The 12594-nt window shown below is 55.8% G+C and carries 12 protein-coding genes; 6 read left to right on the top strand and 6 right to left on the bottom strand.

Annotated elements, in window-relative coordinates; genetic code table 11:
- Window positions 1-31 precede the first annotated feature (31 nt).
- On the bottom strand, window positions 32-859 hold the full coding sequence (locus tag B2R17_RS10575; protein WP_286763951.1) for an inositol monophosphatase family protein: 828 nt from the start codon (window positions 857-859) through the stop codon (window positions 32-34).
- A 100-nt stretch (window positions 860-959) separates the two neighbouring features.
- On the opposite strand from B2R17_RS10575, the gene B2R17_RS10570 reads away from it, so the two are divergent.
- From B2R17_RS10570 to B2R17_RS10550, 5 genes are read left to right on the top strand one after another with little or no spacing between them, the layout of a single operon-like run.
- Window positions 960-2318, top strand: coding sequence for a redoxin domain-containing protein (locus B2R17_RS10570; protein WP_286763950.1), 1359 nt, complete (start codon window positions 960-962; stop codon window positions 2316-2318).
- An 8-nt stretch (window positions 2319-2326) separates the two neighbouring features.
- The gene (locus B2R17_RS10565; RefSeq protein ID WP_286763949.1) at window positions 2327-2965 is read left to right on the top strand and encodes a DUF2238 domain-containing protein; all 639 of its coding nucleotides are present in this window, start codon (window positions 2327-2329) and stop codon (window positions 2963-2965) included.
- A gap of 46 nt (window positions 2966-3011) precedes the next feature.
- On the top strand, window positions 3012-6245 hold the full coding sequence (locus tag B2R17_RS10560) for an FAD-binding and (Fe-S)-binding domain-containing protein (protein ID WP_286763948.1): 3234 nt from the start codon (window positions 3012-3014) through the stop codon (window positions 6243-6245).
- Window positions 6242-6502 carry a MoaD/ThiS family protein gene (locus tag B2R17_RS10555; protein ID WP_286763947.1) on the top strand — a complete coding sequence of 87 codons (261 nt, stop codon included), beginning with the start codon at window positions 6242-6244 and terminating at the stop codon, window positions 6500-6502. The genes B2R17_RS10560 and B2R17_RS10555 overlap by 4 nt, the downstream gene beginning before the upstream one ends.
- A 2-nt stretch (window positions 6503-6504) precedes the next feature.
- The gene (locus B2R17_RS10550) at window positions 6505-7011 is read left to right on the top strand and encodes a molybdopterin synthase catalytic subunit (protein ID WP_286763946.1); all 507 of its coding nucleotides are present in this window, start codon (window positions 6505-6507) and stop codon (window positions 7009-7011) included.
- Between the two features lie 55 nt (window positions 7012-7066).
- Here the strand turns inward: B2R17_RS10550 and csrA are convergent, their stop codons facing one another.
- The 3 genes from csrA to B2R17_RS10535 form a co-directional block, all read right to left on the bottom strand.
- Window positions 7067-7291: a carbon storage regulator CsrA gene (gene csrA, locus B2R17_RS10545; protein WP_007325270.1), complete on the bottom strand. Its 225-nt coding sequence runs from the start codon at window positions 7289-7291 to the stop codon at window positions 7067-7069.
- 469 nt (window positions 7292-7760) lie between these two features.
- Window positions 7761-8225, bottom strand: coding sequence for a flagellar assembly protein FliW (gene fliW, locus B2R17_RS10540; protein ID WP_037250468.1), 465 nt, complete (start codon window positions 8223-8225; stop codon window positions 7761-7763).
- A 207-nt stretch (window positions 8226-8432) separates the two neighbouring features.
- The gene (locus B2R17_RS10535; protein ID WP_286763945.1) at window positions 8433-10388 is read right to left on the bottom strand and encodes a flagellin hook IN motif-containing protein; all 1956 of its coding nucleotides are present in this window, start codon (window positions 10386-10388) and stop codon (window positions 8433-8435) included.
- Window positions 10389-10558: 170 nt separating this feature from the next.
- Between B2R17_RS10535 and B2R17_RS10530 the strand changes: the two genes are divergently transcribed.
- Window positions 10559-11191 carry a zinc ribbon domain-containing protein gene (locus B2R17_RS10530; RefSeq protein ID WP_286763944.1) on the top strand — a complete coding sequence of 211 codons (633 nt, stop codon included), beginning with the start codon at window positions 10559-10561 and terminating at the stop codon, window positions 11189-11191.
- 6 nt (window positions 11192-11197) lie between these two features.
- On the opposite strand, the gene B2R17_RS10525 is transcribed toward B2R17_RS10530, so the two are convergent.
- Both B2R17_RS10525 and sthA read right to left on the bottom strand, forming a co-directional pair.
- On the bottom strand, window positions 11198-11494 hold the full coding sequence (locus B2R17_RS10525) for a DUF202 domain-containing protein (RefSeq protein ID WP_286763943.1): 297 nt from the start codon (window positions 11492-11494) through the stop codon (window positions 11198-11200).
- 2 nt (window positions 11495-11496) lie between these two features.
- Window positions 11497-12594: Si-specific NAD(P)(+) transhydrogenase (sthA, locus tag B2R17_RS10520; protein WP_286763942.1), on the bottom strand; the 1098-nt coding region annotated here is incomplete at its 5' end.

Raw genomic sequence — 12594 nt, 5'->3', positions numbered from 1 at the left:
GAATGTCGACGTTGCAGCCGACCAGACCAAGTCACTTTGGCAACGCATGTCGGGTGGTGATATCTTGCACCGCTGCGTGAATTTTTCCGTTGCTGGCCAACACGCTGGTTGTTTCCAACGGCAGCGTGTCGCCGGTTGCGGTGGTGATCTTTCCACCGGCTTCGGTGATGAAGAGTGCACCAGCGGCAAAGTCCCACGGCGACAGTTTGTATTCGAAGAATGCATCGAAACCGCCGCAGCCAACCTGGCATAGATCCAGTGACGCGGTGCCGAACCGGCGGATACCGTGAATATCATTCTCGAAGCATTCCGCGATCGCCCCCAATGTGGCTCGCATCATGTCGCCACGGTCGTAATAGAAACCGCAGCCGATCATGGACTGATTGAGCGAACTTGATTCGCTCACGCGAACTTGGTTTCCATTTTCAAAGGCACCTTGCCCTTGAACCGCGGTAAACAAATCTTCGCGAATTGGGTTGTAGACCGCACCGACGATTGGAACGCCTGATTCGTAATACGCGATCGAAACCGCGAAGTGCGGCAGGTGATGTGCAAAGTTGTTGGTGCCATCGAGCGGGTCGATCACCCACAAGTGTTTGGCTTTGGCATCGCCGCCTTTGAGATCCTCTTCGCCCAATAGTTCGTGCTCGGGGTAGGACTCTCGGATGATCGCAGCGACCGCCTGTTCACTTTCCAAATCAGCGTCGCTGACCAGGTCGTAGGTTTTCCCACCATCGGTGGATTTGTCCCGCATAGTCACGCCATTCTCGAAATAGCGACGCAAAATTTCGCCGCCGGTCTTAGCAGCTTTGACCGCGGTCTCTAGTAGATCAGACCGCCTCAGATTGTTATCGGACATTTTTTCGAATCTTTGAGCGAATGAGGAAGGCGGCAGTTTGTTATCGTGAAGGAGTCATCCCGTGACTCTCCATTCGATTTGCCCAACGAGGAAGTTCGTCGTGAAAATCTTTTCGACCGCTCGTGTGTTTGTTTGCTGTTTTGTGATTGGTACCGGTGGGATTGCCAAGGGGGACGATCGGACAACTTCGCCGTCCGTCGAGGCCAAGAAAATCACTGCCGCAAAGACCAGTCCGGAAGCGGACGAAACGGCGGCCCCCGACGCCGAACCCGCTGAAGATGAGAAAGCAAAAGTGCTTTCCATTGGTTCGTTGGCTCCTTCCCTCGATATTGAACACTGGGTTGGTGACTCGCCTTCGCCAATGTCAAAATTCGAACCAGGCAAGGTCTATGTGGTTGAATTTTGGGCAACATGGTGCGGACCGTGCCTCTACAGCATGCCTCACCTGGCCGAACTGCAAAGCAAATACGAAGACGAAGGTGTTCGTGTGGTGAGCATCAGCAATGAAGATTTAGAAACCGTCACCAGTTTTCTTGAACGCCCCGTCAGCCCAAAAATTCTCGGCCATCCAGAACCCAAAGAAGAAGCTGACGAAGAGGTGGGTGAATCTGATGAAGAAGCGTCGACTGACGAAGAAGTGCAAGAAGAAGCCAAGCCGATCACCTTCGGCGAATTGACCTCGGCTTACAGCCTGACCACCGATCCGGACGAATCGGTCTACGAAGACTACATGAGGGCCGCCGCTCAGAACGGCATCCCCACCGCGTTCATCGTCGGCAAGGACGGATACGTGGAGTGGATTGGACACCCAATGTCGATGGACGAACCTTTGGAAGCGGTGGTCAACGACGAATGGGATCGAGGCCCGGCCAAAGAGGAATTCGAACGCAAGCAAAAAGTTGATCTGGCGCTGCGTGAAATCCTCCTGGCGTATCGCACGAAACATCACGAAACCACGTTGCGACTGCTGCAAGAACACTCTGACCTGTTTCAAGGCACCCGGTACGAAACGGCACTCAAGTCGATTTGGTTCCCAACGGCACTTGCAACCCAACAAAACGAGATCGCATTGGAATTGATCGAAGAGAAGATCGAATCCAATCCAGATGATGTTGTTGCCATCAATCGCTGGGCTTGGGAAGTCTACGAAGCCATCGAGTCGGGATGGGACAACAGCGACGAGATCCTGGTGACCACGACGAATGCTCTGGAGTCCGCATTGGCTTCGGAAGAAAACGAGTCAAACGAAGCGTTGTGGCCGGCTTATGACACGGTTGCTCATTTGAAAGCATTAGCGAATGACAAAGACGCCGCAATCGAGTGGCAACGTCGCGCAATCGAAACAGCGCCAGATGGCGAGAAGGACAACCTCAAAGCGTACTTGCGAGAACTGACCGGCGAAGCTTCCGACGCTGACGAGGAATTGAAAGCAGCGGATGAAGAAACCAATGAAGACTGATCGCTCCATTGGTTGACCGCCAGAAGATCGTTCTGCTTACAACCTTCCTGCTGATGGTTTTGTCGCTTCGCAATGCGCTCTATCCAGCAGAGCAGTGGCTACAGCACACTCCGACGGTGTTGATGCTTTTGGGTTTGCTGTGGTCGACCGGCAACGCCCGATTGTCGCCAATCGCGTTCAGTTGTGCGATCTCGTTCATCGCCCTGCACATCATCGGTGCCCGTTGGATCTACTCCAACGTGCCCTATGACGCTTGGTGGGAATCCCTGACCGGGTCCTCTTTGTCGAAGCAATTCGATTGGCAACGCAACCACTACGATCGGCTGGTCCATTTTGCGTCGGGATGCTTTGGCGTCCCGGTTGCATTTGATTGGCTGAAGCAAACCTGGGATGCATCGCATCCCAAAGTTTCACTGCCCAAACGCTGGGGTTGGTTTTTGTCACTGTGCGTTGTGATGGCCGTGGGAGCCGCCTACGAAGTCTTGGAATGGCAGATCGCGATGCTGTTCTCGCCTGATCAAGCGGAGGCCTACAACGGCCAACAGGGCGACCTTTGGGACGCTCAAAAGGATCTATGCCTAGCCGGAATCGGTGGACTGGCGGCCATCGGAATCCACTGGATCTGGTCGGAAATGCGCCGCGACTGAATCTGTCATCTTGACGGAACCGGTCACGGGGCGTCGTAATGGGACAATGCAACGAGACATTGACAGCCAGCGACTTCACGACGACCTCCGCGGATTGGTATCCGGCGACGTATTGTGCGACGCAGTGTCGACGCAACTGTACGCATCCGACGCCAGCATCTACCAAATTCGGCCGCTTGCTGTCGTGCGTCCCCGCTCGGTCGCCGACGTCTCCGCAACGGTTCAGTACGCTTGCGAAAACGACTTGCCGATTCATCCACGCGGCAGCGGTAGCGGCGTCTCCGGAGAATCGGTCGGTCCCGGAATCGTTGTCGACATGTCCGCTCACATGAAGCGGATCTCTCCGTCGGACGATGGGATGCAGGTGACCGTTCAAAGTGGTGCGACGCTGTCGAGCGTCAATCGATTCCTCAAAGGGCATCGGCGATGGTTCGGTCCTGATCCCGCCACGCGATCGATCACCACGATGGGCGGCGTCATCGCAACCAATGCCTCGGGCAGTCACTACCTGCGCAGCGGCTCGGCTCGCGACACCGTTTTGTCATTGCGGATGATCGCCGCGGATGGACGGTTGGTCGAACTTTCGCAGCACGCCCCGGTTCCGGCGAGCGATGATGAAACGCTTACCGAGGGTGGAAATCACGATCCGATTCGAGACCCAAACGCGTCACTGCTGGATCGATCCGGTGAAGCGGGATTCGTCAATCGAGTCTCCCGTGGTCTGGTCGAGATCCGCAACCGATTCAACTACCACATCGACTCAACGGCATTTGCATCGCCCGCCAGCGGTGGATATCGACTCGACGATCTTTACGATTCCAACAACAGAGTCGACCTGGCGAAATTCTTCAGTGGCTCTCAAGGCACCTTGGGCCTGATGGTGGATGCCACGGTTCGCACCGAAGCGACCCCGGCGCACCGCGGCGTGGTGTTGTTCTTCTTCCACCGACTCGATTCGGCCACGCGTGCCGCCGTGTCGGCGCTCGAGCACGGCCCAATCGCATGTGATGTGATGGACCGCCGCCTCCTTCAAATCGCACGCGAAGGCGAAAAGCGTTTTGCGGATTTGGTGCCTCGCGAAGCTGAAGCAGCAATGCTCGTTGAGATCCAAGGGGAATCACTTGGGGACCTTTATGATCGACTTGCGATTTTGCGACAATCGATTTCCAGTGGTCACGATGCCGCGTTCCAATCCGAAGACACCATTCGGGATGAAATTCGCGATCTTTATTGGACGTTGTTTCGACGAGTGATTCCGCGGCAATATCGAGTGCGTGGCACACAGATGCCTTTGCCGTTTGTCGAAGACATTCATTCGCCGCCTGACCAATTGCCCGAAATGGTGGTCGCCGTTCAGAACGTTCTCAAGCGACATCAAACCACCGCGACCATTTTTGCCCACGCCGGTCACGGTCAATTGCATGTTCGTCCAATGCTGGATTTGCAGAAGGAAGACGACCGTCGAAAGATCCGTCCACTCAGCGAAGAAATTGCCAGCGTCGTGTGGGACCGCGGCGGCCAAATCGGGGTGGAACACGCCGCCGGGCTCAGCCGTTCTTACTTGATGCCAAAACAATCGGGCGAACTTTGGCAAGCGATGGGGCAAGTCAAACGATTGTTTGACCCCTATCACCGTTTCAATCCCGGCAAGCTATTTGGTGCCGTGCTGCAAAAGCCGGATGAGAATCTGAGACCGCTGGATCAAACGATCGAAATCGTCGCCTCCGGACGCAGCGTGATCCCGTCGTCGCTGCCGATGACAACGGAAAACACAAGCAGTGAACCCAACGCTTCTCAGCCCGCCAAGGCGGCAAAAGGGATCGCACCAGATGAGCCCAAAACGGAGCCAGCTCAGGATGCGGCTTCGTCGGAAGACCAATCGCCGGACGATCAACAGCCGACCAAATGGGTCGCTTCCATGATGCCGCACCAACCGGCGCCTCAGTTGGAAGTGTTGCAACATTGGCCGGGCGGAGCCCCAATCACGACGACCACGCGTGCCTGCAACGGATGTGCTCGCTGCCGCGCCGACGCGTCGGATGAACGGCAGTGTCCGATGTTCCGTATCACTTCCGTCGAAGAAGCCTCTCCGCGAGCGAAGGCCAACTTGTTGAGAGGAGTCCTGAGCGGACAACTGCCCGTTTCAGAGCTCACTGGAGAAAGAGCCAAAGCTGTCGCCGACCTGTGCTTCAATTGTCACTCGTGTCGCGTGGAGTGTCCTGCCTCGGTCAACATTCCAAAAGTCGTCGGCGAAATCAAAGCTCAGTACGTCGCCACCAACGGATTGACTTTGTCGGATTGGTTGATCGGCCGAATCGACATGTTGGCCGCACTCGGATCACGTGTTGCTTGGCTTTCGAATTGGATGCTTCGACGACGATCGCTTCGATGGTTTGCCGAACGAGCCCTCGGCTTGTCCGCTTCTCGCGAAATCCCGTTGCTGGCCAGTGAATCATTCGTCCGATACGCGGTACGGCGACGATGGGACCGAGCCTCCCCGGCCGGCGGATTGAAAGTCGTCTACTTCGTCGACCATTTCGCGAATTATCACGATCCGGAAATTGGTCGTGCTTTGGCCGAAATCCTTCAGCACAATCGCATTGGGTTCTATGTTCCGACTGGACAAAGTTTGAGCGGAATGGGACGCATCACCGCGGGCGACCTGAAGGGCGCACGCAGAGTGGCCAAGCGTAACGTTCGCTTGTTGGCCGATGCGGTCAGGCAAGGTTACACGGTCCTGGCAACCGAACCGGCTGCTGCCTTGTGTTTGAAACACGAATACCCAAACCTGCTCGACACAGAAGACGCTCACCTGGTCGCCGAACACAGTTTCGAAGCTTGCCACTACCTATGGTCATTGCACCAAGAAAAGCGTCTGACGTTGGAGTTCGAACCCGTTCGACATCGAATGTTGTATCACCAACCGTGCCACAGTCGGGTTCTGCACAGTGACACCGCGGCAGCCAACTTGATGCGTTTGATTCCGGAACTGGAAGTGGACGTTGTCGCGAAAGGTTGCAGCGGAATGGCGGGGACTTGGGGGCTGCAGCGGAAGAACTATCGCAACAGTTTGCGGATTGGATGGCCGATGGTCTCTACCGTTCGCAAAGCCACCACCAGCGCTCCGACGACCGAATGCAGTGCGTGCAAATTGCAGATGGAGCACGGCGGTGATTACGAAGCCATTCACCCGCTGAAGCTGTTGGCGCATTCCTATGGTCGATTGCCAGCGTTGAACTTGCGGGGCAAAACTTCAACCCCAGGAAGCGTCCAAGCATGAATGAGCCGCGAATGATCGAAGTGTTGCTGTTCGCCGGTGCCAGCGAGGCTGCCGACGGCGCAGATCGCGTGATCGTCCAATCGCACGATCACATCACTGCCAGCGAGTTGATGAAACAGCTGGCCGACCAGCATGCGGCTTTGGCACCATTGGCTCGAAGATCACGCTTGGCCATCGACCAGCGATATGTGTCGTCCGACCACGTGATTCCGTCAGGTGCGGAAGTCGCTTTGATTCCACCGGTCAGTGGCGGTTGATCGTGCCTGCCCAATCCACCACCGACGAAGAATTCGATTCCGTTCACGTCTGTTTGACGGACGAACCGTTGGAACCCATGGTTGCCGCGACGTCCTCCGAAGAACCATGGCTAGCACACCCCGACGCGGGTGCGATGCTTTGGTTCCATGGAGTGACTCGCCGCAAAACGGTTCAGGGCGATCGCGTGACCGTCACGAAAGAACTTTCGTACACGGCCCATCGCGAAATGGCGGTCAAGCAACTCAAAGAGCTTGCTCACAACGCCGTGCAGGATTTCACCTTGCACCGGGTCGTGATTTTGCACCGCCTGGGCGTTGTCCCGATTGGACAAGCCAGCGTGATCGTCGGATGCAGCAGTTCTCACCGAGTCGCCTCACTCGATGCGGTTGCCACCATCATGGATCGCTTGAAAAAAGACGTTCCGATTTGGAAACAGGAACGATTTGAATCAGGCGACCGCCAATGGATTCATCCGTCACCCACGACGGACGATCCAACGACTCGTTGATGTTCGACGAAAACACCCACCGGGCATTTTCGCGAAACATCGCTTCTGATGGCGTTCAGTCGCGAGGTGGACGAACGTCTTTCGTGGCTCCTGCACCTGTTTGCGACGCGCGGCGATTTTCTCGCTGAATCGCGTCGTAGACTTCCTGGCGGTGCACTGGAATCGCTTGTGGAGCTTCAATCCCCAGACGCACTTTGTCGCCTCGGATATCAACGATGGTTACGACCACATCGTCACCAATCATGATGCTTTCGTCGCGGTGTCGGGAAAGGACGAGCATGGTGTCCTCGGCTTAAGTTGTCGGAGTGGGAGAGCTTTCGAATCAATTCGTCAGGAATTTCAATGTGTTCACGGCGGCAGTCCATTGCCGAGAGTTGTTGCATTCCATCGCAAAGTTTCGGACGAGGTTCACCTGATGAAACAACACCCGTTGTTTCGCCTCGCGTACACCACTCATCGACCCACCGCATGGAATAGTTCACGCATCGGTCAGAAGGTCGGCACGTGCCGGTCGTGCCGATTCGACTTGGTACCCCGTTTGCAACGCCCACCGATCCCCAACACCGGATCCGGACACCGATTCACTGGTGCAGGTTCACTCCACGCGTTCTCCGAGCTCTCCAGACGGCCCGGGCGACCCGAGCGGACTCTTTTGCCGCCTGGTCATCGCTGTACTGCATGACAACGAAAAATGGCGAGCACAGTGAGTGCTCGCCATTTGCTTTTATATTGTGATGCGTCGAGTCGGCTCAGGCGGCTCGAACCTGCGACGTCGGCAGTGGCTTGGCCGATTCAGCCGCCACGGTTGGCAATGCCTGTCGCATAGGACGATCGTCGTTTGTGATGACCTGGCAACCCAAGCGGCGATCCAAGTTCAACATCAAAGGAGCACGCAGGTTGGTCGTCAGTTTCCCGACATGTCCGGCGACGGTGGTCATCACATAGACTTCCGAGCCGGACGTCAGGTGCAAGCTCGACAAATCACGGCGACCAATGTGAACGCGGTAATCAGGGAAGAACGCCCGTGGGCTGATCACGGCCAATGCCCGATCACCACGGGCGGCACTTTGCAGCCACGCAACTGATGCATTGTCAGGATCGGGAATGAGCGCCCACTGATGAAGCGATTCCATTCCGATCAAACCCTGCGGGAACAAAAACAACTGATCGGCGTTGAGTTCCAACGTGCCGAAGCGATGACTGTCGATCCGCATGACTTGATTCCACTCGTCGAATTTTTTGGTATTCGGGACCGGTCCTGTCCCAAACGGTTCCATCGGGTTCTCCGTCGATAGTTTCATCGACCACCTGACGATGCCAGTTCACTGAACAATCGAAAAAAAGCGGAAATTCGCTCCAGCCGTCACAACCGGAATTTCCTGACATCAACCCCCCGACCGCTCTCCAACGGAGCCAGTTGACTACAGGTAGTTCAGAACAGTGATGCCCGACGTTTGCCCAACGAATCGCATGGAAGCTTCCAACGCGACCTGACGCGCCTGCAGTTCACTGATCACGACCGCCAAATCAGCATCCATTGCGTCAGACAATTGCGATTGCAGTAAAACGTTTTCGTTCTCCACCGCGGTGCGTGAGTCCTGCAGAGCGGAATGCCAAACCCCAACCCGTCCGCGTGTTCGCGTGCTGTCGTCGAGATCTAAATCCAAGCGAGCCTGAAGTCGGCCGATCTCCGAGATATCCCCGTCACGAACCGCTTGCTCGAGCCGCAATAGCGTGTCGATCGCGCCGCCGGCATCACGAGGCTGATAATCACGACCGTTTAGGACAGCAAAACTCCCGTCCAATTCGCCTTCGGCGGCCGTGGCAGCCTCGGGGATCCATCCCAAATAGGTACCCGCATCACTCAACCCCGGTTGGGTGACTCGAATCGGATCGGCCCCCGGAGGCGCCGTCAGTCGCAAACCGTTCCCAACGTCATTCAACGTGATTTGAACGCGAAGTGTATCTTGATTGTCTGGATGATTGCGAACCAAATTGATGACGTCGCCCACCGTCGCAACATCTTCCAGCTCCAGCTCCAACTCGACACCATCCGGTCGAGTAATCACCAAATCCGGACCGGCTGGATTGAAGTTCAATCCTCGTCCGCGAGCCAAATCGCTGATCAAAGTGTCTTCGGTTGCGGTCCGAATGCCCAACTCCGACGCCGCCGTCCCACCGTTCTCGCCAATGCTGTAATCAACTCCCGAACGCAGCGCGTGCAGCTCGATCCTGCCTTGCGTTTCGTTCAGCACCGCTCTGACTTCGGCATCGCTTCGGTTGATTGCGATGACGACGTCGCCAATCGTTTCAGCATCCGAAAAATCGATGTTGAAACGTTCTGTTCCACGATCGATGACCAATCCGTCGGACAAATCCAGGCCCGCGCCGTTGTTGAGGTCAGCCAATGGAGTCCCCGCGGTCACTTGAGGCGACAAACGATCGCCAATCAACGGAGGAGGTCGAAAACCGTCGGGGTTGGAAATCAACAAATCCGATGCCAGACGACTGCCGGGGGCGTCTTTGATTGCCAGAGTTCCCGGCAAACCGTCCGCGTACTGAACCGTGATCGAATCCGCACCCAACGTCACTGACAACGATCGCCCGTCCAGATCCGCGGAACGCAAGATGTCGGCGACGTCACCAATCGTTGCCGCCTGTCGCAGATCGAGTTCCACGAAGTTGTCGCCGTCCGAAACAGTCAACACGCCGGCTTGCACGCCTTCGCCCTGTTTCATGTCGATCAAACGAGTGTCCGCGTTGAGAGCCGCCCCCAACGAACTTCCTTCGATAAACGGTTCACCAAGCCCGATCGCGGACGCGGCGGTGACCGTGAACTCTGTACGAGTTCCATCGCCGAGCTTGGTTTGTCCAATGGCTTGGTTGCCGTTGAAACGAACCGTGCCGCTGATGTGTTCCAACGCCGACTCGGTTTGTAGAACGCCCCCGAGCAGTTGGTGGTCGGTGAACATGCCGTTTCCGGCACTCACGATTTGTTCCATTTGCTGGCGAATCGTCATCGCCAACGCTTCACGCTGGTCCTCGGACAAAACGCTTTGCGCGGCCTCCACCGCAGCACCACGTGCTTCGATAATCGCGGTGTCGACTTTGCTGAGCGTCACGTCCGCGGATTGGTAAAATGCCTCGGCGGCACTCGCGTTGCGAACCAACTGATCGGTGCGTGAAACTCCTCGCTGCAGACCAATCGCTCGCGATGCCGCTGCCGGATCATCGCTAATGCTCAACACACGACGACCAGTGCTAAGCTGATCGTACTGACGTTGGATCGCCAATTGGTCGCTGTTGAGCTGGAACATCAACCGCTGGTTCTGCAGCGGCGTGCTCGTACGATTGGTTGCGACGGGAAGTAGTGACATGTTTCAACGATGCGATATGGTTCGAAGACACCGTCCGAAAGCACGAGGAAAGTATTTTCGGTATCGTTGTAATCGGCACGATCGACATCTCGACTGTAGATCAATCCATTCGCGATTGTCGCCAGGAGTGCCAAAGAGCCGGCATCGATGACAACGGACCGAGAAAGAACATGATTTTCATCAGCACCATGCAGTTGACTCGGACCCTGGAACGGGGGGAGTTCTACTGTCCCACCTGCGAATCCATCCAGGGTTACCGCCAGCGTTCCAAACGCACGTTTTTGACGCTGTATTTCATCCCGGTCATTCCAATCAGTGCCCCCGAACCGTTCATTCAGTGCGACAACTGCAAATCGCCTTGGGATCTCAGCGTTCTGCACATCGACCAACGCACGCACGAACAAGTTCGCGAAAACCAGTTTCGCAACGAAGCGATCCGGTCCTGCGTTTTGATGACGCTGGAAGACGAAGAAATCTCCGAGGCCGAGATCCAGTCACTGCTTCGAATCAGCGGAGTGATCCTGGAAAATCCAATCTCTCGAGAAGAATTGGGACGGCTGTGCTCAGTCGCCATGCATTCGGGCATCGAAACGCACAACTATGTCATGACCGTTTCCAAACGTTGGAACATGCAACAGCGTTTGCTTGCTCTACAAGCGATGTTCCTGGCGGCCTCGTCGTGCGAAGAAGATGTCTCAGATGCCAAGATCCGACAGCTCGGTCGGCTCAAGGATTTACTTGAGCTGACCGAAACCGAGTTCGAAGCGGTCATCGAAGACTCGCTGATGTTCGCGGGCGTTTGACCGCGATCACTGGCAATCCGATCGCACACGACGCATTGTTTGGAAAAAACGAACGAACCCTGCCAACAGCACGACCGCGCCGATACCGATCGCGCCGTAACCGGCAATCAATAATTCGCGAGACTCGCCGAAGAATTTGATCAGAGTTCCCCCGGTTCCCACCATCATCAATGACGTTCGCAGATACGCCAGCAACGTTCGCTCGTTAGCAAGATCCGTCCGGATCACCGCCAAGTCATTTCGTTTGCGGGCGAGCTGATCGCCAGTCGATTCGGGTATGGATTCCGTGCCAGGTTCGCTCATGATCAAAAAAGCCGGTTGAGCCCATTCAATGCCGCGACTCGATACGCTTCGGCCATCGTTGGGTAGTTGAACGTCGTTTCGATGAAGTAATCGATCGTGTTCTGCCTTCCCGGTTGATTCATGATCGCTTGGCCAATGTGAATGATCTCCGACGCATTGGCACCGAAACAGTGCACGCCGAGGATCTCCTTGGTTTCACGATGAAACAACAGTTTCAACATGCCGGTGGTTTCACCGGTGATCTGAGCACGAGCCAGCGATCGGAATTGAGCTTGGCCGACTTCATACGGAACGCATCGTTCAGTCAATTCACGTTCAGTCGAACCGACCGAGCTGATTTCGGGACTGGTGTAGATCCCCGTTGGAATGTCGTTGAGTCGCAAATTGCCATCAACTCGTCCCAGCAAATGCATCCCCGCAGCACGCCCCTGTGTGTAAGCAGCGCTGGCCAGCGAAGGAATTCCAATCACATCGCCGACGGCATAGATGTGAGGCAAACAGGTTTGGAAATGCTCGTCAACGACGATTTGACCGCGACTGTTGGCTTCGATTGGAAGGTTGTTCAGGCCCAAGTCATCTGTGTTGCCTTGTCGACCGTTGGCCCACAAGAACACATCGGTCTTGAGCACCTTGCCGCTTTTGAGACGCAAGATCACGCCGTCATCCAGTCCTTCGATGCTCTCCATCGTCTCGTTGTGACGAATGATGACGCCTTGATCGCGCAGGTGATACGACAACGCGTCAATGATCTCGTCATCCAAGAACTCCAACAGCTTGTCTCGCGTGTTGATCAAATTAACTTTGATGCCGAGGTTACGAAACATCGAAGCGTATTCGGTTCCGATCACCCCAGCGCCATACACCGTGATTGACGATGGCTTGTCTTTCATTTCCAGAATCGTGTCGCTGTCGAAGATTCTCGGATGTGAAAAGTCGACGCCTTTGGGACGGTAAGGACGTGATCCGGTCGAGATCACAAACGCGCCCGCCGTGATCAATTCGCCGTTGTCGATCGTGATTGTGTGCTCGTCGACAAAGCGGGCTTGTCCGCGAGAAATCGGAACCGCATTGCGATCGTAGAACGATTGTCGCATCGTGAC

This window comes from Rhodopirellula sp. UBA1907, from assembly GCF_002337565.1.
GTDB classification, from domain to species: Bacteria; Planctomycetota; Planctomycetia; order Pirellulales; family Pirellulaceae; genus Rhodopirellula; species Rhodopirellula europaea.
Note: the sequence above shows the minus strand (reverse complement) of the source record. Positions and strands in the feature narration are given on the sequence as shown.